The following is a 22,610-nucleotide window of genomic DNA, read 5'->3' on the forward strand; positions in this document are numbered from 1 at the left end:
GATCAGGACCACGCGACCGCACGTCCGGCGATGGGGACCACGCGGTCACACGGCCGACGACCAGGCCCACGCGACCGCACGTCCGGCACTCAGGACCACGCGGCCGCACGCCGCACCTCCGGAGACGCGCGGACGTCGGCGTCAGGCCCGGGACGCGCCGCCCGCGTACCCCAGCAGCCCGCGCAGGACGTCCGCGAACCGCTCCCCCACGAGCCGCTGCGCGGGCGCGTCGGGGTGCAGGAGGTCGGCCATCGGAAGCGCGTCCCAGTCGGCGTCCCCGTACAGGTCGAGGCCGTCGACGAGGTGGAGCGCCCCGTCACCGGCCGCCCGCCGCGGCGCGACGACCTCCGCGAGCGCGGCGCGGATCACGCGCAGCGTCAGTCGTCCGTCGGCGACGTCCTCCGGCCGGCCACGCGTCGCGAAGACGGGGGCACCGGGAGGGGACGCGGGGTCGATGAACGTGGGGCCGGGGGTGTCCTCGACGAGCGGGCAGAGCAGTGGTGAGACGACGACGAGCGGCGTCGTCGGGTGCCCCTCGCGGATGGTGTCGAGGAACCCGTGCACGGCGGGCACGAAGGCCCGGAGCCGCATCGCGTCGTGGTTGACGACGTTGATGCCGAGCTTCACCGAGATGACGTCGGCGGGCGCGTCGCGCAGCGTGCGGGCGACGAACGGGTCGAGCACCGCGTTGCCGGACATGCCGAGGTTGACGAGGTCGAGGCCGGTCGCGCGCGCGGCGACCACGGGCCACGTGCCCGTGGGCCGGTCGGCCGCCGCGCCGTGGCTGATGGACGAGCCGTGGTGCACCCAGCGTCGGCCTCGAGTACGGGACGGGGCGAGCACGGGCGCGTCGGCGTGCAGGGCGACGAGACGCACGACCTCGCCGTACGGCAGCCACACCTCGACGTCGCGCACGACGCCCGACGACCCGTCGAGCCCGGCTGCACCCGACCCGTCGAGTCCGGCTGCACCCGACCCGTCGAGCCCGGCTGCCCCCGACCCGTCGAGCCCGGTGCGACCCGGCGTCGGGTCGAGCCCGACGCCGCGCGGCAGCCCGTCGACCCGTGCGACGACCGGCCGCCCGTCGAGGTCGGCGTCCGCGAGCCCGGCCGTCCCGGCACCCGCACGCGCACCCGCCCGGAGGGCGGTCGGGACGAGGGCGAGGTCCACCGAGGACGTCGGGCCGGGACGCTCGACGGTCGTGCCGTGGTGCGGCTCGAGCTCGACGACACCTGCCCCGGCGGCGACGCCCCACCCGTCGGGCTGCTCGACGAGCACCCCGTCGACGACGACGTCGAACGGCTGGGGTGCACCGGGCGGCTGCGGGCCGACGGCGACGCGGAGCACGTCGACGTCGAGGCGCAGGCGCGTCGCGGCGGTGCGCAGGCGGAGCCGCAGGCCGGCGGGCTGCTCGTCGCACAGCGCGACGAACCGGTCGGGGAACTGCGCGCGCGTCCACGCGGGCAGCCGGTGCGGCAGGAGCCCGCGGTCGGTGGTCTCCAGCCAGGCGGCGCCCCGGACCTCGACGCGCTCGTCGGGCAGCGGCACCACGACGCGCAGCGGGGCGACCGTCGCCGTCGACATCAGTAGACGTTCCCGTGCGTGCGGAACTCGCGCCACACGTTCTCGAAGAAGTCGTCGTCCTCGGGGATGGGCCGTCGCGGCCGCCAGCGGAAGACGGGCAGGCCGGCGGGGTCGTCGGACTTCCGCTCCACGACGGGCGACCAGTCGACGCCCGGCGTCTCGGACGCGGGCGGCACCCAGCCGGTCTCCTGGACGACGTCGTCGAGCGCTCCCCCGTCGAGCCGGAACCGGAACACGTCGGGCAGGTCGAGCTCGTCGTCGGCCGCCGGGCCGTACCCGACGTGCGGCAGCGTCCCCTCGGGGTCGCTGTAGAGGACGGAGCCGCGCGAGCGGCCGCCGTGCGCGACGTAGTCGGCCATCGCGGACAGGTAGACGTAGGCGCTCGTGAGGATGTCGCGGACCAGGAACGTGCGGTTCACCGAGCGCCGCGACGTGGCGTCCGCCGTGACCAGGTCGGAGTACGCCGACAGCCACTCGTGCACCTGGACGAGCGCCTCGTGGATCGACGCCGCCGACCGGACCGGACCGGCCTTGGCGCTCATGAGCACCTGGACGTCGCGCAGCAGGTCGCCGGTGTTGTCGGGCACGCCGGACGCGGCCCGCGACGAGGCCCGCGCGACGAGGTCGAGCGCGCCGTCGAGCACGGGTCCCGCCGCCGCCGCGAAGTCCGCGACCCCCACGGGGTCGACCGACCGGCGGGCCGCGATGAACTGCGCCGCGCGCGTCGCGCCGACCTGGCCGCTGTTGAGCGCCGCGCCGCCGGGCCGGTAGACGCCGTGCGCGCCGCCCGCCTCGCCGACGGGGAAGAAGCCGGTGACGTTGGACTGCCACCACGCGTCGACGACGAGCCCGCCGTTGTTGTGCTGCGCGCAGACGTCGACCTCGAGCAGGTCGGTCTCGAGGTCCACGTACGGGTTCTTCTGCAGGTAGAACTGGTAGGCGGGCTCGTTCATGCGGCGCAGGCGCTCGATCGGCGTGCCGAACAGGACGCCGGCGCGGTCGAGGTACTCGTACGCCTCCGGGGACAGCGCGCTCGGGTCGAAGGTGTCCTGGACGGGGTTGCGGCGGAAGTCGAGGAACACGCGCCGCCCCCGCAGGACGGTCTCCCGGTACACGAGCAGGTCGATCAGCGACGACCCGTCGAGCGCCTTCCGGATGTCGAAGGGCCACTGGTAGCCCTTGAGGAAGACGAGCGACAGGAGCCGGCCGTAGTCGCCGATGGCCTCGGTGAGGAACTCGCGCTCGTCGCCGCCGTCGGCGTCGGTCGACACGAACCGCGGGACGACCTGCATGTAGGTGCCGGAGACGTTCCACCGCGGGTGCGTCGACGCGAGACCGAACTGCCACTCGGTGAGGTTCTTGCCGTGCACGCCCGCGCGGTACGCGGCCCCCGACGCTCCCCACTGGCCGTTCGGGAAGACGCGCGTCGCGTACATGCCCGCCGGCCCGCCCGTCGCGTAGACGATGTTCGTGCAGCGGAACAGCAGGAACGGCGAGCGCGAGCCGTCGTGCGGGACGTCGGTGCGCAGGACGAGCAGGCCGACGACCTCGGTCTCCCGCTCGGCGGCGGTGGGGGCGTCGTCCACGGGGGCTCCGTCGGCGGGCCCGGCAGCGCCGGACGCCGTGCCCGGCGCACCGGCCGCGGCCGGCGGCGCACCCACCGGGCGCACCACGACGTCCACCACGCGGCACTCGTCGAAGATCCGTGTGCCGTTGCGGTGCACCTTCTTCTCGAGCTGCTCGACCATCGACCGGCTCGTGTACGGCCCGACGGACGTGGCCCGGCGGCGCGGGTCGTGGTCCGTCTTGTAGCCGATGAACTCCCCGAACCGGTTCTGCGGGAACGGCACGCCGAGGTCGCACAGCCGCAGGAACCCGCGCGCGGACAACGCGGCCTCGGCGAGCGCGTTGTCGCCGTCCATCGCGCCGCCCGCGTACAGCGTCTCCGCCATCTCCCGCACGGAGTCGCCGTCGCCTCCGGACAGCGTGAGCTTGTAGTACGTCTGCTTGTCGGAGCCGGCGTTGCGCGACGCGCCCGCGTTGACCTTGTCGGCGACCATGACGACGTCGTCGTGGCCGAGCTCCCACAGCCGGTCGGCGGCGCTGAAGCCGGCGGAGCCGGTGCCGACGACGACGGTCCGCGCGGTGACGACGGGCACGTCGTGGCCGCCGATGCGCACGGTCTCGGGCTCGTGGCGGGTGGTGTCGCTCATCGCTGCGTCCTCGTCGTCGGGGTGCTCGTCGTGCGGGCCGTGCTCGCCGTGCTGGTCGTGCTCGCCGTGCGGGTCGTGCTCGCCGTGCGGGCCGTGCTCGTCGCGCGGGTCGTGCTCGCCGTTCGGGTCGTGCTCGCCGTGCTGGTCGTGCTCGCCGTGCGGTGCGCGCCGGGTGTCCGGGCCGTCCCGGGCGGCGGCGTCGCCGGGACCGGTCAGAGGACCGGGATGTGCATGCCGCCGTCGACGTGGAAGACCTCGCCGGTCGAGTACGGCGTCTGGCCGGACGCGAGGATCGCGACGGCCCCGGCGACGTCGGCGGGACGCCCCCAGCGGGCGATCGGTGCGAGCCCGCCCTCGAACAGCGCGTCGTACTTCGACGAGACGCCCGCGGTCATGTCGGTCGCGATGACGCCGGGCCGCACCTCGTAGACGACGATCCCCTCGGGTGCGAGGCGCACGGCGTAGAGCTGCGTGGCCATCGCGACGCCCGCCTTGGAGACGCAGTAGTCGCCGCGGTTGGTCGAGACGGTCGTCGCGGACACGGACGACACGTTGACGACCGTCGCGACGGGGCCGGCGGGCGGCTCGGGGAGCGCGTCGAGCGGGCCGCGGAGCTCGATGACGCGGTTCGCGAACGTCTGCGTGAGGAAGTACGGGCCGCGCAGGTTGATGCCGAGGACGCGGTCGAACGACTCGGCGCCGGCCTCGAGGAGGTCGGCACGGACGGTCGGGGCGACGCCCGCGTTGTTGACGAGCAGGTCGAGCCGGCCCCACGCGTCGACGGCGTCGTCGACGTAGCGCCGGTGGTCGTCGAGGTCGGCGACGGACCCGCGGACGTAGCGCACGCGGTCGTCGGCGCCGGCGGTCTCGCGGAGCTCGGCGAGGACGTCGGTCGGCTCCTCGCGCGTCGCGAGGATGGACACGGCGTACCCGTCGGCGAGCAGCCGCCGCGTGATCCCGAGGCCGATGCCCCTGTTCCCCCCGGTCACCAGTGCGACTGCCGGCATCGTTGCCTTCTCCTGTCGAGTCGGTGCTCACCCCGGGCGGGCACCGCTGCCGGAGCGGCGGTGCGGACCTGCGCGGGGCCGTGCGGGCGGACCCGTCGTCGGGTGCCGCCGACGTCGATCGTGACACGGCGGACCCCGTCGAGGCAAGCGCTTTCCGGCTGGCGGACGGCCGTGACAGGATGGACGACGTGCACCTCACGAGCGACCGGACCTGATGGGCGCCGTCCTCACCGCGCTCGGCACGCTCACCGCCGTCGTCGTCGCCGGCTGGGTGCTCGGCCGGCTCCGCATCCTCGGCCCGCACGCGTCCGCGGTGCTCGCACGCCTCGTCTTCACCGTCGCGACCCCCGCCCTGCTGCTCGTGAGCATCGGGCGCACCGACCTGCACGTCCTCGCGTCCCGCGCCGCGCTCGCCACCTGGACCAGCACGGCCGCCGTCGCGGTCGTCGCCGCGCTCGTCCTGCGGTTCGCGCTGCGCCGCGACGCCGGCGACGTCACCCTCGGGACGCTCGCGTCGTCGTACGTCAACGCCGGGAACCTCGGCCTCGCGCTCGCCGTCTTCCTGCTCGGCGACCCCGTCGCCGCCGTCCCGACGCTGCTCTTCCAGCTCCTCGTGCTCGCGCCGATCGCGTTCACCGTCCTCGACGCCCACCGCGACGGCACCGGCGCGACCTCACCGCAGCCCGCCGCGCCCCGCGCGCGCCTGGACCCGCGTCCCGACGCCGACGCACGCGACCTCGCACCGGACGACGGGACCGACCCACCCCCGCCCGGCGGGGCGCGCCGCGTGGCCGCCGCGCTCCGCGCGACCCTGCGGCGCACGCTGACCAACCCGATCATCGTCGGCACCCTCACGGGCCTCGTCCTCGCCGCGCTCCCGTGGGAGCTGCCCGACGTCGTCTACGGACCGTTCGAGCTCGTCGGCGCCACGGCCGCACCGCTCGCGCTGCTCACGTTCGGCATGTCGCTCGCGGTCCCCGCCGCCGACCGCGAGCGCGCCCCGCGCGCCGACCTCACGCTCGCCGTCGTCCTGCGGTCCGTCGTGCACCCCGCCCTGGCCGCGCTCGTCGCGACCGCGTTCGGGCTGCACGGCGAGGCCCGGCTCGCCGTCGTCGCGATGGCCGCGCTGCCCACCGCCCAGAACGTGCTCGTGTACGCGATCCAGTACGGGCGCGGCCAGGCGCTCGCGCGCGATGCGGGGCTGGTGACGACGCTGCTCGCCCTGCCCGTCCTGCTCGTCGTCACCGCACTCCTGTAGGACGCCCCTCAGAGGCCGGTCCGCGGGTCAGGGGTGCGCGGCGTGAACCGCCCCGGTGACCGACGGCGTCGGCGGGGGCTGCCTCAGGCCGGGAGGCTCGCGTCGGCTGCGGCGACGTCGGCGGAGTGGTCGACGAAGCCGCGGATCTCGACGCCCTCGGACAGCGTCTCGGCGAGCAGCGCCGCGAGGTCGCGCACGTCGTCGGTGTCGACGAGGTAGTACCCGCCGACCTGCTCGACGAGCTCGGTGTACGGACCGTCGCTCACGGTGCCCGTGCCGTCGGCGCTGCGCCGCACGACGAGCGCGCTGCCCGGATGCGTGAGCTCCTCGCCGCCGACGATCACGTGCCCGCGCGCCGGGGCGAGGCGGGCGAGCGCGGCGTGCCGGGCGCTGTTGCGCTCGACGTCGTCGTCGGTCCACGCGTCCCACGTCGCCTGGTCGCCGCGGAGCATCACGAGGTAGCGGGCCATGTCAGTCCTCCTCACCGGGGCACCCACTGTGCCCACGCACCCCCATGACGCGCGACCCCCGGCCCGCTCGACACGAGCGCACGGAGCAGCGGACGCGAGTCACACCCCGCTCGTCAGACGAAGGCGCGCGCCTCGGCCGCCGACCACTGGGCGGCACCGGGCATGCCGGGGCCACCGGGCTCGTACCGGCGCAGGTCCAGACCGCGGGCGCCGACGGTGCGGAGGTCGGCGAGCGAGCCGGACAGCACCCCGGCGGCGCGGGCCTGGACGAGCACGTTGCCGAGCGCGGCTCCCTCGACGGGACCGGCGACGACGGGCAGGCCGGTCGCGTCGGCGGTGAGGCGGCACAGCAGCTCGTTGCGGACGCCCCCGCCGACGACGTGCACGACCTGCACGTCCCGTCCCGACAGCGAGACGGCCTGCCGGACGGCCCGCCGGTACGCGAGCGCGAGCGAGTCGAGGATGCAGCGGACGACCTCGGCCTGCGTCTGCGGCGGGGTCTGGCCGGTCCGGGCCGCGGCGGCCGCGAGGCGCGCGGGCATGTCGCCGGGCGGCAGGAAGGCGGGCGCGTCGATGTCGACGACCGTCGTGAGCGCGGGCACCTGGGAGGCGGCGGCGAGCAGGTCGGGCAGGTCGGCGGGCAGGCCTGCCTCGTTCCAGACCCGCAGCGTCTCCTGCAGGACCCACAGTCCCATGACGTTCTTCAGGTAGCGGACGGTGCCGTCGACGCCGGCCTCGTTGGTGAAGTTGGCGGCGCGCGACGCCTCGGTGAGCACGGGCGCGTCGAGCTCGAGCCCGACGAGCGACCACGTGCCGCACGAGACGTACGCGAAGTCGGGTCGGGTCGCGGGCACGGCGACGACGGCTGACGCGGTGTCATGGGACCCGACGGTCCACACGGGCAGTGGCGCGTGGTGGCCGACGTCGGCGCGCACGTCGTCGCGGACGTGCCCGAGCAGCACGCCGGGATCCCGCAGCGGCGGCAGCAGGCGCGTGTCGATGCCGAGCCGGTCGGCGACGTCGAGCGCCCAGGTGCGGTTCGTCGCGTCGAGCAGCCCGGTCGTCGACGCGTTGGTGACCTCGGCGACGGGGACGCCCGTGAGCCAGGCGCCGAGCAGGTCGGGGACGAGCAGCGCCTGCCGGGCGGCCGCGAGCGCGGCGGTGCCCTGCGCGGCGACGAGCTGGAAGACGGTGTTGAACGGCTGCACCTGCAGGCCCGTGCGTGCGTAGAGCTCGGCGGCGGGGACGGTCGCGAATGCCTTGTCGGGGATGCCGTCGGTGCGCGCGTCGCGGTAGTGGACGGGGTTGCCGAGCAGGCGCCCGTCGGCGTCGAGGAGCCCGTGGTCGACGGCCCAGGAGTCGATGCCGACGCCGGCCAGCGTGCCGACCTCGCGCGTCGCGGCCCGCAGCCCGTCGAGCACGCCCCGGTAGAGGTGGAGCACGTCCCAGAAGAGCGTCGCCTCCCCCGTCGTCGCGCCCGGTCCGCCCGTCTGCGCGCCCGCGGTCGACGAGCCGGATGCACCGCCCACCACCGCGGGGACGCGGACGGGCCCGTTGGGGAACCGGTTGACCTCGTGCAGCGCAGCTCGCGGCCCGTCGACCCCGTCGACGACCCGGCCGACGATGACCCGCCCGGACGACGCCCCGAGGTCGACGGCCGCGAACGCGCTCATCGCAGGAAGGCTGCGGCGACGCCGGAGTCGACCGGGACGTGCAGGCCGGTGGTCTGCACCAGGTCGGGGCCGGTGAGGGCGAAGACCGCGGCGGCGACGTGCTCCGGGAGGACCTCGCGCTTGAGGAGCGTGCGCTGCGCGTAGTAGGCACCGAGCTCGGACTCCGGCACGCCGTAGACGGCGGCCCGCTGCGCACCCCACCCGCCGGCGAAGATGCCGGACCCGCGCACGACGCCGTCGGGGTTGACGCCGTTGACGCGGATGCCGTGCTCGCCGAGCTCGGCGGCGAGCAGCCGGACCTGGTGGGCCTGGTCGGCCTTGGTCGCGGAGTAGGCGATGTTGTTGGGGCCGGCGAACAGCGAGTTCTTCGACGCGATGTAGACGATGTCGCCGCCGAGGCCCTGGGCGATCATGGCGCGCGCCGCCTCGCGGGCGACGAGGAACGAGCCGCGGGCCATGACGTCGTGCTGCAGGTCCCAGTCGCGGACGGTCGTCTCGAGCAGCGGCTTCGAGATGGACAGGCCGGCGTTGTTGACGACCAGGTCGACCCCGCCGAAGGCGAGCACGGTCTCGCGGACGAGCGCGGCGACCGCGTCCTCGGACGTCACGTCGGCCTCGACGGCGACGGCGCGGTCCGGGCCGCCGAGCGCGTCGGCCACCTCCTGCGCCCCCGCGAGGTTGAGGTCGGCGATCACGACGCACGCCCCCTCGGCCGCGAGCCGCTCGGCGATGGCCCGCCCGATGCCGGACCCGGCGCCGGTCACGAGCGCGACGCGCGTCGCGAGCGGCTTGGGCGCGGGCATGCGCTGGAGCTTGGCCTCCTCGAGCGCCCAGTACTCGATGCGGAACTTCTCCGACTCGTCGATCGGCCGGTACGTCGAGATCGCCTCGGCGCCGCGCATGACGTTGATCGCGTTGACGTAGAACTCGCCCGCGACGCGCGCGGTCTGCTTGTCCTTGCCGAACGAGAACATCCCGACGCCGGGGACGAGCACGATCGCCGGGTCGGCGCCGCGGATCGCCGGCGAGTCGGCGGTCGCGTGCCGGTCGTAGTACGCCTGGTACGCCTCGCGGTACTCGGCGTGCAGCTCGTGCAGCCGCGCGACGACGTCGTCGACGGGCGCGGTCGCGGGCAGGTCGACGACGAGCGGCGACACCTTGGTCCGCAGGAAGTGGTCGGGGCACGACGTCCCGAGCGCGGCGAGCGGTGCCAGGCGCTCGCGGGACAGGAAGTCGAGCACGACGTCGGAGTCGGTGAAGTGCCCGACCTGCGGGCGGTCGGCGGACGCGAGGCCGCGGATCACGGGCGCGAGGGCCGCCGCGCGCTCCCGCCGGGCCGCGGGGTCGAGCGCCTCGAAGCCCGGCACGACCGCGCCGAAGGGGTGCCCGCCGTCGGCGGCGAGCGCGCGCGTGCGCTCCTCGATGTACGCCTCGGCGGACCGGATGATCTCGAGCGACCGCTGCTCGGCCTCGGCCGAGGTGTCGCCCCACGCGGTGATGCCGTGCCCGCCGAGGACGCAGCCGATGGCCTGCGGGTTCTTCTCCTTGATCTCGGCGATGTCGAGGCCGAGCTGGAACCCGGGCCGACGCCAGGGCACCCACACGACGGAGTCGCCGAAGATCTCGTGCGTGAGCTCCTCGCCGTCGGCCGCCGTCGCGATCGCGATCCCGGAGTCGGGGTGCAGGTGGTCGACGTGCGCGGCGTCGACGAGCCCGTGCATCGCGGTGTCGATCGACGGAGCGGCGCCGCCCTTGCCGTGCAGGCAGTAGTCGAACGCGGCGACCATCTCGTCCTCGCGGTCGACGCCCGGGTACACGTCGACGAGGGCGCGCAGCCGGTCGAGCCGCAGCACGGCGAGGTGCTGAGCGGTCAGCGTGCCGAGGTCACCGCCCGAGCCCTTGACCCAGAGCAGCTCGACGTCCTGGCCGGTGACGGGGTCGGTCGCGACCCCCTTGGCGGACGTGTTGCCGCCCGCGTAGTTGGTGACGCGCGGGTCGGAGCCCAGGCGGTTGGAGCGGGCGATCAGGTCGGCCGCGGCCGTCGTCTCGGTCATCGGTCAGGCTCCCCATCCGGCCTGCGTGCCACCGACACGCTCGGCGACGATCGTCTCGGCGTACCCCGACCGCGCGTAGGCGGCCAGGGGCTCAGGGTCGAGTCCCTGCTCGGCGCGCAGCTCGGCGAGCAGCGGCCGCACGTCGGTGTTGTACGCGTCCATGAGGACGCCGTTGGCCCCGAGCACGTCGCCGGCCGTCTGTGCGGCGAGCAGCGCGGACCGGTCGACGAGCAGCGCCTTGGCCGTCGCCTCCTGCACGTTCATGACGGACCGGATCTGGCCCGGGATCTTCGGCTCGATGTTGTGGCACTGGTCGAGCATGAAGTTGACGCCGCTGTCGGGCGCGAGCGCCCCGGCCTGCACGATCTCGTGCATGATCCGGAACAGCTGGAACGGGTCCGCGGCGCCGACCATGAGGTCGTCGTCGGCGTAGAACCGGCTGTTGAAGTCGAACGCCCCGAGCCGACCCGCGCGCAGCAGCTGCGCGACGATGAACTCGATGTTGGTGCCCGGCGCGTGGTGCCCGGTGTCGAGCACGACCATCGCCCGGTCGCCGAGCGCGAGGCAGTGCAGCAGCGACGTGCCCCAGTCGGGGATGTCCATCGAGTAGAACGCGGGCTCGAAGAACTTGTACTCGAGGATCAGCCGGTGCTGCGGGTCGAGCGCCGCGTAGATCTCCTGCAGGCCCTCGGCGAGACGGTCCTGCCGCGCGCGGATCGAGTCCTGGCCCGGGTAGTTGAGGCCGTCGGGCAGCCAGAGCTTGAGGTCCTGCGACCCCGTCGCGCGCATGACGTCGATGCACTGCAGGTGGTGCTGCACGGCCTTGGCGCGCACCCGGGCGTCGGGGTGCGTGAGCGAGCCGAGCATGTAGTCGTCGTCCTGGAACAGGTTCGAGTTGATCGCGCCGATCGTCACGCCGAGGTCCTTGGCGTGCCGCGCGAGCGCGTCGTAGTCGTCGACGAGGTCCCACGGGATGTGCAGGCTGACGCGCGGCGCGACGCCCGTGTACCGGTGCACCTGGGCGGCGTCGGCGATCTTCTCGAACGGGTCGCGCGGGACGCCCTGCTGGGCGAACACCTTGAACCGCGTGCCGGAGTTGCCGAACGCCCACGAGGGCAGCTCGATCGTCTGCTGGGCGAGGGCGCCGCGCGCGGCGGCGAGGGCCTCGGGGGTGGGGCTCATGCGAGGTCCTCCAGTCGGGCGGGGTCGGTCGTGGTGGGGCGGGGCGCGGCGTCGTCGGCGGCGCGGTCCGGGTCGGCGTGCGGCGAGCGCGCGGTCGACGGCGTCGTCGGGAGCCCGGCGGCGCGCAGCTGGTCCTCGAGGTGGAAGACCTCGTCGAGCACCTGGAACCCCTCGTCGGGGTTGCCGTCGTCGACGAAGAACGCGGCCATCTCGGCCTGCCAGCGCGGGTTGACGGCGGTGCGCGTCATCGCCTCCTGCGCGGCGGCGTAGTCGTCGGTCTCGAGGTGCCCGACGAGGAGCCCGTCGGGCGCCAGGTACAGGGAGTAGTCGCGCCACCCGGTGTCGCGGAGCGCCTCGAGCATCTCCGGCCACACGGCGGCGTGCCGTGCGCGGTACTCGTCGAGGCGGTCCGGGCGGACCCGGGAGACGAAGCAGACTCGCGTCACGGCCTGCCTCCGATCGTCGCGTCGTTGAAACGATTCATCGCGTAGCACTCTAGGAACGGGCCGTCCCGGGCGTCAACCCTTCCGGGCACATCGGTTCGGGAAGCCCTTTCCCGACGCAGCGTACTGCGCTCGCCCCGACCTGCGGCGCGCCGGGAGACCGCCGACCGGTCGTGCCGACTGTCGGCCCGTGGCCGCCGATACCATCGGGGCGCGAGGACGCAGAGCGGAGGACCACGGATGGCCACCACGACCCGGGGGCGAGCGGAACGCCGCCCGTCGATCACCGACGTCGCCAAGCGCGCGGGCGTGAGCGTCGGCACCGTGTCGAACGTCCTCAACCGTCCCGACCAGGTCACCCCGGCCACGCGCGACCGCGTGCAGGCCGCGATCGACGAGCTGCAGTTCGTCCGCAACGCGTCCGCGCGTCAGCTGCGGGCCGGGACGATCCAGACCGTCGGCGCGATCGTCCTCGACATCGCCAACCCGTTCTTCACCGAGGTCGCGCGCGGAGTCGAGGACCGGCTCGCGGCCGAGGACTACACGCTCATGCTGTCGTCGTCGGACGAGGACCCCGAGCGCGAGTCGCGCTACCTGCGGCTGTTCGAGGAGCACGGCGTGCAGGGCGTCATGGTGACGCCGTCGGCCGGGTCGATCGACGCGCTGCTCGCGGCGCGCGACCGCGGCGTCGACGTCGTCCTGCTCGACGCGACGTCGCCGTTCGACGACATCTCGTCGGTCGCGGTCGACGACGTCCGCGGCGCGGCCCTCGCGATCGAGCACCTCGTCGCGCTCGGGCACCGGCGCATCGCGTTCGTCAACGGCCCGCTGAGCATCCGCCAGTGCGCCGATCGCCGCGCGGGCGTGCTGCAGGCGCTGCTCGCGGCCGGGCTGGACCCCGAGCGGGCGCTGGTCGAGGTCACCATCGGGTCGCTCAACGCGGACGGCGGCGAGGAGGGCATCGCGCGGGTGCTCGACGAGTCCGACCGGCCGACCGCGGTCTTCTGCGTCAACGACCTCGCGGCGCTCGGCGTGCTGCGCGGCCTGCGGGCGCGCGACGTCGCCGTGCCGGCCGAGATGGCCGTCGTCGGGTACGACGACGTGACGTTCGCGTCGATGCTCACCGTGCCGCTGACGTCGGTCCGGCAGCCGACGCACCAGCTCGGCTGGACCGCCGCCGACCTGCTGCTGCGCCAGCGCACCGAGGGCGAGCGGTTCCAGCACCAGCGCGTGCAGTTCCAGCCGGAGCTGGTCGTGCGGGGCTCGTCCGACCCGAACGCCTGACCACCTCCCCTGGACAGGAGGCAAGCGCTTCCCCGTACAGTGAGACGATTCAATCCGTCGCAAAGGAGCGCACGTGACCGACTCGACCTCCGCGCCCGACGCCGTCCTGCGCGTCGCGATCGTCGGCACCGGCGCCATCGCGCACGCCCACCAGCAGGTCCTCGACGCCGACCCGGGCGCGGCCGTCGTCGCCGTCGCGGACCCGAACCCCGAGGTCCGGGACGTCTTCGCGGACCGCTACGGGATCGCGGGCCGGTACGGCTCGCTCGACGAGCTGCTCGCCGCCGAGGCCGTCGACGTCGTCCACCTGTGCACCCCGCCCGGCCTGCACCGCGACCAGGCGATCACCGCGCTGCGCGCCGGTGCGCACGTCGTCTGCGAGAAGCCGCCCGTCCTGTCGCTCGCCGACCTCGACGCCGTCCTCGACGTCGCGCGCGCGGCCGGGCGCGAGTACGCGGTCGTGTTCCAGCAGCGCACCGGCACCGCCGTCGGGCACGTGCAGCGGCTGCTCGCCGACGGAGCGCTCGGCCGGCCGCTCGTCGGCGTCTGCCACACGCTCTGGTACCGCCGGCAGGAGGACTACTACGCCGTGCCCTGGCGCGGGAGGTGGGCGACCGAGGGCGGCGGTCCCCTGCTCGGGCTCGGCATCCACCAGCTCGACCTGCTCGCGTTCCTGCTCGGCGACTGGGCGGAGGTCGACGCGCGCGCGTTCCGGCTGGACCGGGACCTCGAGACCGAGGACACGTCGACGGCCGTCGTGCGGTTCGCGAACGGCGCGGTCGTGTCGGTCCTGACGACGGCGCTCGCGCCCCGCCAGACGAGCTACGTGCGCGTCGACACGACGCTCGGCACCGTCGAGGTCGAGCACCTGTACGGGCACGACGCCCGCGCATGGCGGCTCACGCCCGCCCCGGCCGTGACCGGCGGCCCCGCCGAGCCCGCGCCGGACTCCTGGACCCTGCCCGTCGACGACGAGCCCAGCGGCCACACCCCGCTGCTGCGCGCCGTCTACGACGCGTTCCGCACCGGCGCGCCGCTGCCGCCCGTCGCCTCCGACCCCGCCCGGTCGCTCGAGCTCGTCACCGCGATCTACGCGTCCGCCGCGCTGGGGCGGCCCGTCACGAAGGCCGACCTCGCCCCCGGGAGCGAGCTGCGCGGCGGCTTCCTGCACGGGATCGAGGACCTGCGGCCGGTCGTGGCGGGGACGGACGCGTGAGCGGAGGCGTCACCGACGCGGCCGCCTCCGTCGCGCCAGCCACCGGCCGCGGGCCGACTGACGGCCCCGGCTCGACCGACGTGCGCGCGACGACGGAGGGGCACGCGTCAGCGAGCCGCACCACGAAGCCGCGTGTCGCGCCCGCGCCGCTGTTCACGGACCCGCTCGGCGCGCCGACCGACCCGACGCTGGTCCGCGGCCCCGACGGCACGTGGTGGCTGTTCGCGACGCAACGGCGACCCGACGACCCCGGTCCGGGCGTCACCTGGGTGCACGGCACCGACATCGCCGTCGCGACGTCCGACGACGGCGGGCTCACGTGGACGCACCGCGGCGTCGTCGCCGGCCTCGACCCGCACGACGGCCGCAACACGCTCTGGGCGCCCGAGGTCGTGCACGCCGAGGGCCGGTTCCACATGTTCGTGTCGTACATCCGCGGCGTCCCCGACCGCTGGGAGGGCCACGACCGGCACGTGCTGCACCACGTCTCGGACGACCTCGTCACGTGGGAGCACCGCGGCGTCGTGCCGCTGTCGTCGGACCGCGTCATCGACGCGTGCGTCGCCCCGCTCCCCGGCGGCGGGTACCGGATGTGGTTCAAGGACGAGGCCGCGGACTCGACGACGTGGTGCGCGGACTCCCCCGACCTCGAGTCGTGGGGGCCGTCGCGCGCGGTGATCACGGGCCGCCCGCACGAGGGGCCGAACGTCTTCGCGCTCGGCGGGTGGCACTGGATGCTCGTCGACGAGTGGCGCGGGCAGGCCGTCCACCGCTCGTCGGACCTGGAGACGTGGACCTACGACGGGCACGTGCTCGACCGCCCGGGCCGCCGCCCGGCCGACAGGTCGGTCGGGCACCACGCCGACGTCGTCGTCGGGTCCGACGCGGCCGGCGAGCCCGTCGCGTGGGTCTTCTACTTCACGCACCTCGTGTCGCCGTTCTCCGACGAGGGACGCACGCTGGAGGCGGCGCACGACGCGACGCGCTCCGACGGCGACCCGGTCGGCGGCGCCGCGGACGGCGAGACCCCCGCGACCCGGCGGGCTGTCGTCCAGGTCGCCGTGGCGCGCGTCGTCGACGGGCACCTGGTGTGCGACCGCGACGAGCCCGTCGACCTGGACCTGCGCCGCGTCCCGCTCCCCTGACCCGCACTCGTCCACGCTCCACGCTCGACCCTGCACCCCGACCGCACCACCCTCGCGAGGTACACCCCATGACGAACCCCTGGCCGCTCGGCGTCGACGGCATCGCCTACGGCGGCGACTACAACCCGGAGCAGTGGCCGCTCGCGACCCGCGTCGAGGACGTCGAGCTCATGCAGCAGGCGGGCGTGACGCTCGTGAGCGTCGGCATCTTCTCGTGGGCGCAGCTCGAGCCGCGTCCGGGCGAGTACGACTTCGGCTGGCTCGACGACATCCTCGACCGCCTCGCGGCCGCGGGGATCAAGGTCGCGCTGGCGACGGCAACCGCGAGCCCGCCCCCGTGGCTGACCCGCAAGCACCCCGAGCTGTTGCCCGAGCTGGCCGACGGCACGGTGCTGCACCCGGGCGGCCGGCAGGCGTACCGGGTGGCCGCACCGCTGTGGCGCGAGTACGCGGTCGCGATGACGCGCCGGATGGCCGAGCGGTACCGCGCGCACCCTGCGCTCGCGCTGTGGCACGTCGACAACGAGCTCGGCTGCCACGTGCCGCACGACTTCTCCGACGACGCGGCCGCCGCGTTCCGCCGCTGGCTCGAGTCGCGGTACGGGACGGTCGAGGCGCTCAACGCGGCGTGGGGCACGGCGTTCTGGTCGCAGCGGTACGACTCCTTCGACGAGGTGCTGCCCCCGCGCTCCGCGCCGACCTACCCGAACCCGACGCAGCAGCTCGACTTCGCGCGGTACTCCTCCGACGAGCTGCTCGTGCACTACCGCGCGCTGCGCGACGTGCTGCGCGAGGTCACGCCCCACGTACCGACGACGACGAACCTCATGCTCTCGACGGGCACGAAGTGGATGGACTACTTCTCGTGGGCCGGCGACCTCGACCTCATCGCCAACGACCACTACACGCGTGCGCACGACCCGCTCGCGCACGTCGAGCTCGCGCTGAGCGCCGACCTCACGCGCGGCGTCGCGGGCGGCGACCCGTGGGTGCTCATGGAGCACTCGACGTCGGCCGTGAACTGGCAGCCCCGCAACCGCACCAAGCGGCCGGGCGAGATGCTGCGGCACTCGCTCGCGCACGTCGCGCACGGCGCCGACGCGGTCATGTACTTCCAGTGGCGGCAGTCGGCGGCGGGTGCCGAGAAGTACCACTCGGCGATGCTGCCGCACGCGGGGACGGACACCGACGTGTGGCGCTCGACCGTCGAGCTCGGCGCGGCGCTGAAGGCGATCGGCGAGGTCAAGGGGTCGCGCGTGCGGTCCGACGTCGCGATCGTCTGGGACTACCCGTCATGGTGGGGCGTCGAGCTCGACTCGCACCCGTCGACCGACGTCACCTACCCCGACCGCGTGCTCGCCCACTACCGGGCGCTGTGGGAGCGGCACGTCTCGGTCGACGTCGTCGCCCCGTCGGCGGACCTGTCGCGCTACCGGCTCGTCGTCGTCCCGACGCTCTACGTGACGTCCGACGCGGACGCCGCGAACATCGCCGCCGCGGCCGCCGCGGGCGCGACCGTGCTGGTCACGTACTTCTCGGGGATCGTCGACGAGCACGACCACGTGCGCCTCGGCGGCTACCCGGGCGCGTTCCGCGACCTGCTCGGCGTCCGGACCGAGGAGTTCTGGGCGCTGCAGGAGGGCGAGACGCTGACGCTCGACGACGGTTCCGTCGCCGACGTGTGGTCGGAGCGCATCCACCCGGCGGACGGGACCGAGGTCGTGCGCACGTTCGTCGACGGCGACCTGGCTGGTGGTCCCGCGGTGACGCGCCGGGCCGTCGGCGAGGGGTCCGCCTGGTACCTGGCGACACGTCTGGACGATGCGGCGCTGGGGGCGCTGACCGAGGCGCTGCTGGTCGAGGCGGGCGTCGAGCCGGTGCTCTCCGGGGTGCCCGCGGGCGTCGAGGTCGCGCGCCGGCAGGCCGACGACGGCCGCTCGTGGCTGTTCGTGCTCAACCACACCGACGCGCCGGTGGACCTGCCGCCGGGCGAGGTCCTCACAGGCCGCACGTCCGGCGGCCAGGTGCACGCGGGCGGGTACGCGGTGCTGCGCGAACAGGTGTAGTCGGGCGCCGGGCGACCGCTCTCCCGCGGATTTCCGGCCCACGGACGGCCTCGCGCCCCTACCATCACCGCCACGGGCCGACGGGGGCCCGTGGCGGCTGAGGGGACGCGCATGGTCGGCAGCGGTGCGGGGACTGCGGCACGCGACAGGTCGGCGCGCCCACGCGGTCGGAGTCGCGGGGTCGTGATCGGCGTCGTCGCGGGCGTGGTGGTCGCGGTCGCGGCCGTCGTCGTCCTGGTGGTCCTGCCCATGATCCGCACACCCGATCCCGGGGCGCTGCTGGCCGAGCAGGGCGTGACCGACGCGACGCTCGCCCGGGGTGCGGGGACCGGCCGCGTCCGGGTCGTGGTGAGCCCGCAGGACCGGCCCGCGACCGGTGTGACGGTGACCGTGTCGTGCACGGGGCGCGACGTCGCCCGCGTGTACCTCGACGGCACGTGGGAGGGCGGTGTGCCGTGCGGCGGCGACCCACGGACCGTCGCGGGCGGTGACGTCACGGTGGGCGAGGTGGTCGACCTCGGCGTCGAGCACGTGGTCGAGGTCGAGGCAGCACCCGGCGCGGTGATCGCCGTCACGGTGGCGACCGCGGGCGGCTGACCTGCGCCGCGGCGTCACGTCTGACTTTTCACCCGGTGGTGTGACGCACGACCCGGACGATCCGGTTGCAACTGGACGCTTGTCCCGGTGAGGATGCGCCACATGGCAGCGACCCCGTCCGAGCCGCCTGCCTCACGGCCGGCTCCCCCTGACGTCGTCGAGCCGCTCACGCGCGCCGACCTCCCCGCCGCCGCCGCCGTCCTGGCCGCGGCGCTCGCCGACGACCCCGGATTCCGGCACCTGTTCCCCGTGGACTCGCGGCGCGAGTCCGAGCTGCGCGCGCTCTACCGGATGACACTCTCGGACGCCCTGCGCTACGGCCTCACCTACGTGACGAAGCTCGACGGCGTCGTCACCGGCGCGGTCGCGCTGTACGCGCCCGGCGGCTACCCCATGACGGCGGCCCGATGGTGGCGGCAGGCGTTCCGCATCGCCGCGATCGCGCTGCGCACCCGCGAGCACTCGTTCGGTCTGATCAAGTTCGGCGACCTGACGGCGGAGGGTGTCCCGGCGGACGCGTGGTACGTCGAGGCGCTCGGCGTCCGGCCCGACCTGCAGCGAGCGGGCCGCGGCAAGCTGCTCATGGCGCGCGTGTTCGCGGACATCGACGCGGGCGAGGCGCCCGGCTACCTCGAGACCACCAAGCCGCTCAACGTCACCTACTACTCCGCGCTCGGGTACGCGGAGACGAGCGCGCGCGTCGCGCTGACGCCCGAGGGGCCGTGGATCATCCCGATGGCCCGCGACCCGCGCAAGGCCGCCTGACCCGCCAGGCTGCCTGACCGCCGGTCAAATTCAGGTCAAGAGAAGCCTTCCCTCCGGGAAAGACAGCGTGGGATGCTGGCCTCCTCACACCCCGCACCGGGTGCATGCACCCGGGACGCGGGGACCGTCCGCCCGGTCCGCCGGGCCCGTTCGGCGAGGGGTGCGCGATGGCTCTGTTCGGTGGAGGGCGACGCAAGGACCGGTCCACGGAGACCGCCGCGACGGCGGCCGTGATCCTGCCGATCGCCGACGGCGGTGCGGCGCCCGGCGGCACCCCTGACCCCGTGGTGCCCCCGACGCCCGACGTGACGCCCGCCGCGCACGGCGGCGGGTGGTTCAGCGGCTGGTTCCACGGGTGGGGCGACGGCGGTGGGCACGGAGGACACGGCCACGGCGGGTACGACGGCGGCGGGTCCAGCGGGTTCGACGGCGGGGGGTTCGGCGGCGGCGGGTTCGACGGCGGCGGCTTCGGCGGCGGGGGCGACGGCGGGGGCGGCGGCTACTGACGCGACGCTCCGCGGCGGTGTCGGTGGCCGGCACGACACATGGGGCGGTGTCGGTGGCCGGCACGACACATGGGGCGGTGTCGGTGGCCGGCACGACACATGGGGCGGTGTCGGTGGCCGGCACGACAATGGCACGTGCCCTACGTGCTGCTCACCGACGACCCGGACCGGGCGGGCGGTGTGCTCCTGCGGCACGCGTCGGACGACGGCGAGCCGGCCCTCGACGCCGAGCGCGTCGCCGCGCGTGACCTCCCGGCGGCCGTCGCGCGGTACGAGACGGACCGCCCGCGCTGGGTGTGGGACGACACCGCACGCCGCTACCCGCCCCTGCTGCGCGCGGGCGTCCGCGTCGAGCGCTGCCACGACCTGCGCCTGTGCCACGCGATCCTGCGCGGCAGCGCGTACGCGAGCGGCTCGGACCTGGCCCGTGCCCCGCGGGGACCGTGGGACGGGCGCCGGCCGGAGGAGCCGCCGCCGGCCGAGCCGGACCTGCTCGACGAGCTGACGCTCCTCGACGACCCGGGCGCTCCGGCCACCGCACCGGTCGACGCCGACGACGTCCCGCTCGACGTCGCCGACGAGCTCGCGCGACAGCTGGCCGCGGTCGCGCGCTCGACGCACCCGGGCCGCCTGCGTCTGCTGCTCGCCGCGGAGTCGACGGGTGCGCTGATCGCTCAGGAGATGCGGCACGACGGCATGCCGTGGGACACCGCGGTGCACGACGCGCTGCTCACCGACCTGCTGGGCCCGCGCCCGCGGGGCGGCCGGCCGGCGCGCCTGGAGGGGCTGGTCGAGCAGATCCGCGAGCACCTGGTCCAGCCGACGCTCAACCCCGACTCGCAGCCGGACCTGCTGCGCGGCCTGCGGCTCGCCGGGTTCGCCGTGCAGTCGACGTCGAAGTGGGAGATCCGCGCGCTCGACCACCCCGTGCGCGAGCCGCTCCTCGAGTACAAGTCGCTCTCGCGCCTGCTCTCGGCGAACGGCTGGGCGTGGATGGACACGTGGATCCACGACGGCCGGTTCCGGCCCGAGTACGTGCCCGGCGGCGTCGTGTCGGGCCGGTGGGCGACGAACGGCGGGGGCGCGCTCCAGCTCCCCGCGGCGATCCGGGCGGCGGTGCGGGCGGACGACGGCTGGCGGCTGGTCGTCGCCGACGCGTCCCAGCTCGAGCCGCGCGTGCTCGCGGCCATGTCGGGCGACGCCGCGATGGCAGCTGCGGGACGGCAGGCGGACCTGTACCAGGGCGTCGTCGACGCGGGCATCGTCGCGACGCGCTCGGACGCGAAGTACGCGATGCTCGGCGCGATCTACGGCGCGACGACGGGGGCCAGCGCGGCCCTCATGCCGCAGCTCACGCGGGCGTACCCGCACGCGGTCGCGCTCGTCGAGGCGGCGGCGCGGGCGGGCGAGCGCGGCGAGGTCGTGACGACGTGGCTCGGCCGCTCGTCGCCCGCGCCGGACGCGGCCTGGCAGGCGGAGCTCACGGCGGCGTCGGCCGAGGGCGCGGCCGCGGAGGACGTGCGGGCCGTGCGCCGACGGGCGCGGGACTGGGGACGGTTCACGCGCAACTTCGTCGTGCAGGGCACCGCGGCGGAGTGGGCGCTGTGCTGGATGGCGTCGCTGCGGCGACGGCTGCGCGAGGTCGACGGGCGGCCGCACCTCGTGTTCTTCCTGCACGACGAGGTCATGGTGCACTCCCCCGCCGCGGTCGCCGACGAGGTCGCCGAGGCCGTGCGGGCGGCGGCCGTGGAGGCGGGCCGCCTGCTGTTCGGCGCGACGCCCGTGGACTTCGCGCTGACCGTGTCCGTGGTCGAGAGCTACGACCGCGCGAAGTGAGGCTCAGGCGGCGTCGCAGTCCTCGAGGTACGTCGGCGCCGCGAGGGCCGGGAGGTGCTCGGTGACGGGGCCGACGAGGGTGCGGAGCCGGACCTGCGGACCCTCGACGAGGCGCTGCACGACCGCGCAGTCCGTGACGTCCCAGAGGACGACGAGCGAGGAGTCCGCGTCGCCCGGCACGCGCGCAGGCAGCGGGACGGCGTCCGCGAACGGCTCGCCGGGGACCGGGACCGGTCCGTCCTCGACGAAGATCCCGCCCGTCGACGAGCCGACCCCGGGCTGCGCCGTCGCCGGTGCGACCCACGCGCCGAGCACACGGGCGCCGGGCACGTCGCCGACCGACTCGACCGTCAGGCGTCCGACGCCGCCGGGCACGAGGTCGACGCCGACGAGCACCTGGTCGCCGCCGAGCTCCCGAGCGGCTCCGCCGGCGGCACCGCTGGGGTCGACGACCGAGGGCCGCGCGCCGGCCGACGCCCACCCGCCGACGAGCACCGCGACGACGAGCGCGCCGACCGCGAGCGCCGCGCTGCGGCGGGGCCGCGGGACGAGCCCGTCGACGTCGGGGTCGTCGGCGACGGCGAGCGGTCCGTCGGGGTCTGTCGTGGTGCCGTCCGCGGTCATTGGCCTAATGTACTATGCCAATGGGCCAGACGGTGGCTCGTCGACGCACAGGAGGACGCGATGGCGACGCTCACGGGACTCGTGGCGCTGCTCCTGGTCGGCGGGCTCGTCGTCGTGCTCGTGACGGCCGCGCGCACGGCCCCAACCGCCGCCGACCTCGCGTGGCTCACCGGGGACCCGGTCCCGCCGCACGACGAGGCCGAGGTCGTGTCCCGCTACCTGCGGCGGCACCGCACGGACCGCGTCGTCGGCGCGCTCACCGGCGTGTGCCTTGCGGTCGTCGTCGGGATCCGCTGGTACGGCACGCTCGTGGTCGGGGTCGGCGGACGCAGCCCGCTGGCCGACCCGCTGTTCCTCGGCCTCACGGGCGTCGTCGTCGGGGCGCTCGCCGCCGAGTCCTTCCGGCTCCCCCGTCCGAGGGGACCCGTCCGCGCCTCGCTCGCGCCGCGCACCGACGGAGCGGGCGCCGGGCACGTCCGGGCGGCGCGCGCGACGGCGGCCGGCGCGACCCTCCTCACCACCGCCGACCTGCTGCACGCCGGGCTCGTCCGCGACGACGTGGCCGCGGCGACCGGCACCGCGGCCACGCTGCTGCTCGGTCTCGCGGTCGTCGCGCTCGCCGAGGCCACGCGCGCGCGGGTCGTCGGCCGCCGACGGCCCGTGCTGTCCGCGCGCGCCACCCGGCTC

At 75.1% G+C, this 22,610-nt stretch carries 18 protein-coding genes and 1 pseudogene; 10 read left to right on the forward strand and 9 right to left on the reverse strand.

The genetic code is table 11. The features are described 5' to 3' along the window. Positions 1-141 precede the first annotated feature (141 nt). The 3 genes from CTKZ_RS22320 to CTKZ_RS02320 form a co-directional block, all read right to left on the reverse strand. On the reverse strand, positions 142-1,584 hold the full coding sequence (locus CTKZ_RS22320) for an SGNH/GDSL hydrolase family protein (protein ID WP_235843143.1): 1,443 nt from the start codon (positions 1,582-1,584) through the stop codon (positions 142-144). Continuing rightward, positions 1,584-3,797 carry an FAD-binding protein gene (locus CTKZ_RS02310; protein WP_124341421.1) on the reverse strand — a complete coding sequence of 738 codons (2,214 nt, stop codon included), beginning with the start codon at positions 3,795-3,797 and terminating at the stop codon, positions 1,584-1,586. The genes CTKZ_RS22320 and CTKZ_RS02310 overlap by 1 nt, the downstream gene beginning before the upstream one ends. A gap of 212 nt (positions 3,798-4,009) precedes the next feature. Next, positions 4,010-4,804 (reverse strand): 3-ketoacyl-ACP reductase, encoded by a 795-nt coding sequence (locus tag CTKZ_RS02320; protein WP_124341422.1) that lies wholly within the window; start codon positions 4,802-4,804, stop codon positions 4,010-4,012. A 214-nt stretch (positions 4,805-5,018) separates the two neighbouring features. Here CTKZ_RS02320 and CTKZ_RS02325 point away from each other — a divergent pair, with 214 nt between their 5' ends. Next, positions 5,019-6,062, forward strand: coding sequence for an AEC family transporter (locus tag CTKZ_RS02325; RefSeq protein WP_124341423.1), 1,044 nt, complete (start codon positions 5,019-5,021; stop codon positions 6,060-6,062). An 83-nt stretch (positions 6,063-6,145) separates the two neighbouring features. Here the strand turns inward: CTKZ_RS02325 and CTKZ_RS02330 are convergent, their stop codons facing one another. The 5 genes from CTKZ_RS02330 to CTKZ_RS02350 all read right to left on the reverse strand — a co-directional run bounded on the left by CTKZ_RS02330 (position 6,146) and on the right by CTKZ_RS02350 (position 11,887). Further along, positions 6,146-6,532, reverse strand: coding sequence for a YciI family protein (locus CTKZ_RS02330; protein ID WP_124341424.1), 387 nt, complete (start codon positions 6,530-6,532; stop codon positions 6,146-6,148). Positions 6,533-6,645: 113 nt separating this feature from the next. Beyond that, positions 6,646-8,205, reverse strand: coding sequence for a rhamnulokinase (locus CTKZ_RS02335; RefSeq protein ID WP_124341425.1), 1,560 nt, complete (start codon positions 8,203-8,205; stop codon positions 6,646-6,648). After that, positions 8,202-10,259 carry a bifunctional aldolase/short-chain dehydrogenase gene (locus CTKZ_RS02340; RefSeq protein ID WP_124341426.1) on the reverse strand — a complete coding sequence of 686 codons (2,058 nt, stop codon included), beginning with the start codon at positions 10,257-10,259 and terminating at the stop codon, positions 8,202-8,204. The genes CTKZ_RS02335 and CTKZ_RS02340 overlap by 4 nt, the downstream gene beginning before the upstream one ends. A 3-nt stretch (positions 10,260-10,262) precedes the next feature. Next, positions 10,263-11,441, reverse strand: coding sequence for an L-rhamnose isomerase (gene rhaI, locus CTKZ_RS02345; protein ID WP_124341427.1), 1,179 nt, complete (start codon positions 11,439-11,441; stop codon positions 10,263-10,265). Then, the gene (locus tag CTKZ_RS02350) at positions 11,438-11,887 is read right to left on the reverse strand and encodes an L-rhamnose mutarotase (protein WP_124341428.1); all 450 of its coding nucleotides are present in this window, start codon (positions 11,885-11,887) and stop codon (positions 11,438-11,440) included. The genes rhaI and CTKZ_RS02350 overlap by 4 nt, the downstream gene beginning before the upstream one ends. Before the next feature lie 237 nt (positions 11,888-12,124). Between CTKZ_RS02350 and CTKZ_RS02355 the strand changes: the two genes are divergently transcribed. The 8 genes from CTKZ_RS02355 (at position 12,125) to CTKZ_RS02390 (ending at position 21,299) form a co-directional block, all read left to right on the forward strand. Next, positions 12,125-13,168 (forward strand): LacI family DNA-binding transcriptional regulator, encoded by a 1,044-nt coding sequence (locus CTKZ_RS02355; protein WP_124341429.1) that lies wholly within the window; start codon positions 12,125-12,127, stop codon positions 13,166-13,168. Positions 13,169-13,241: 73 nt separating this feature from the next. Further along, positions 13,242-14,384: a Gfo/Idh/MocA family protein gene (locus CTKZ_RS02360; protein ID WP_124341430.1), complete on the forward strand. Its 1,143-nt coding sequence runs from the start codon at positions 13,242-13,244 to the stop codon at positions 14,382-14,384. After that, positions 14,381-15,529: a glycoside hydrolase family protein gene (locus CTKZ_RS02365; RefSeq protein ID WP_124341431.1), complete on the forward strand. Its 1,149-nt coding sequence runs from the start codon at positions 14,381-14,383 to the stop codon at positions 15,527-15,529. The genes CTKZ_RS02360 and CTKZ_RS02365 overlap by 4 nt, the downstream gene beginning before the upstream one ends. 68 nt (positions 15,530-15,597) lie before the next feature. Further along, positions 15,598-17,595 carry a beta-galactosidase gene (locus CTKZ_RS02370; protein ID WP_124341432.1) on the forward strand — a complete coding sequence of 666 codons (1,998 nt, stop codon included), beginning with the start codon at positions 15,598-15,600 and terminating at the stop codon, positions 17,593-17,595. Between the two features lie 183 nt (positions 17,596-17,778). Continuing rightward, positions 17,779-18,192, forward strand: coding sequence for a hypothetical protein (locus CTKZ_RS02375; RefSeq protein WP_124341433.1), 414 nt, complete (start codon positions 17,779-17,781; stop codon positions 18,190-18,192). A 102-nt stretch (positions 18,193-18,294) separates the two neighbouring features. After that, positions 18,295-18,957, forward strand: coding sequence for an N-acetyltransferase (locus CTKZ_RS02380; RefSeq protein ID WP_124341434.1), 663 nt, complete (start codon positions 18,295-18,297; stop codon positions 18,955-18,957). Positions 18,958-19,124: 167 nt separating this feature from the next. Then, positions 19,125-19,463: a hypothetical protein gene (locus CTKZ_RS21340; protein ID WP_160142805.1), complete on the forward strand. Its 339-nt coding sequence runs from the start codon at positions 19,125-19,127 to the stop codon at positions 19,461-19,463. A gap of 135 nt (positions 19,464-19,598) precedes the next feature. Then, the gene (locus tag CTKZ_RS02390) at positions 19,599-21,299 is read left to right on the forward strand and encodes a bifunctional 3'-5' exonuclease/DNA polymerase (RefSeq protein WP_200829620.1); all 1,701 of its coding nucleotides are present in this window, start codon (positions 19,599-19,601) and stop codon (positions 21,297-21,299) included. 3 nt (positions 21,300-21,302) lie between these two features. Here the strand turns inward: CTKZ_RS02390 and CTKZ_RS02395 are convergent, their stop codons facing one another. Continuing rightward, positions 21,303-21,923, reverse strand: coding sequence for a hypothetical protein (locus tag CTKZ_RS02395; RefSeq protein ID WP_124341436.1), 621 nt, complete (start codon positions 21,921-21,923; stop codon positions 21,303-21,305). Positions 21,924-21,983: 60 nt separating this feature from the next. Between CTKZ_RS02395 and CTKZ_RS02400 the strand changes: the two are divergent. After that, positions 21,984-22,610, forward strand: a pseudogene (locus CTKZ_RS02400) (hypothetical protein); the annotation flags it as partial.

The organism is Cellulomonas algicola, assembly GCF_003851725.1.
Taxonomy (GTDB): Bacteria; Actinomycetota; Actinomycetes; order Actinomycetales; family Cellulomonadaceae; genus Cellulomonas; species Cellulomonas algicola.

Excerpts from the sequence above, each read along its gene's own strand:
- CTKZ_RS21340 (WP_160142805.1), top strand. The coding sequence starts at position 19,125 with ATGGCTCTGTTCGGTGGAGGGCGACGCAAGGACCGGTCCACGGAGACC.
- CTKZ_RS02325 (WP_124341423.1), top strand. The coding sequence starts at position 5,019 with ATGGGCGCCGTCCTCACCGCGCTCGGCACGCTCACCGCCGTCGTCGTC.
- CTKZ_RS02370 (WP_124341432.1), top strand. The coding sequence starts at position 15,598 with ATGACGAACCCCTGGCCGCTCGGCGTCGACGGCATCGCCTACGGCGGC.
- CTKZ_RS02340 (WP_124341426.1), bottom strand. The coding sequence starts at position 10,259 with ATGACCGAGACGACGGCCGCGGCCGACCTGATCGCCCGCTCCAACCGC.
- CTKZ_RS02310 (WP_124341421.1), bottom strand. The coding sequence starts at position 3,797 with ATGAGCGACACCACCCGCCACGAGCCCGAGACCGTGCGCATCGGCGGC.
- CTKZ_RS02330 (WP_124341424.1), bottom strand. The coding sequence starts at position 6,532 with ATGGCCCGCTACCTCGTGATGCTCCGCGGCGACCAGGCGACGTGGGAC.
- CTKZ_RS02355 (WP_124341429.1), top strand. The coding sequence starts at position 12,125 with ATGGCCACCACGACCCGGGGGCGAGCGGAACGCCGCCCGTCGATCACC.
- CTKZ_RS02380 (WP_124341434.1), top strand. The coding sequence starts at position 18,295 with ATGGCAGCGACCCCGTCCGAGCCGCCTGCCTCACGGCCGGCTCCCCCT.
- CTKZ_RS22320 (WP_235843143.1), bottom strand. The coding sequence starts at position 1,584 with ATGTCGACGGCGACGGTCGCCCCGCTGCGCGTCGTGGTGCCGCTGCCC.
- rhaI (WP_124341427.1), bottom strand. The coding sequence starts at position 11,441 with ATGAGCCCCACCCCCGAGGCCCTCGCCGCCGCGCGCGGCGCCCTCGCC.
- CTKZ_RS02320 (WP_124341422.1), bottom strand. The coding sequence starts at position 4,804 with ATGCCGGCAGTCGCACTGGTGACCGGGGGGAACAGGGGCATCGGCCTC.
- CTKZ_RS02335 (WP_124341425.1), bottom strand. The coding sequence starts at position 8,205 with ATGAGCGCGTTCGCGGCCGTCGACCTCGGGGCGTCGTCCGGGCGGGTC.
- CTKZ_RS02395 (WP_124341436.1), bottom strand. The coding sequence starts at position 21,923 with ATGACCGCGGACGGCACCACGACAGACCCCGACGGACCGCTCGCCGTC.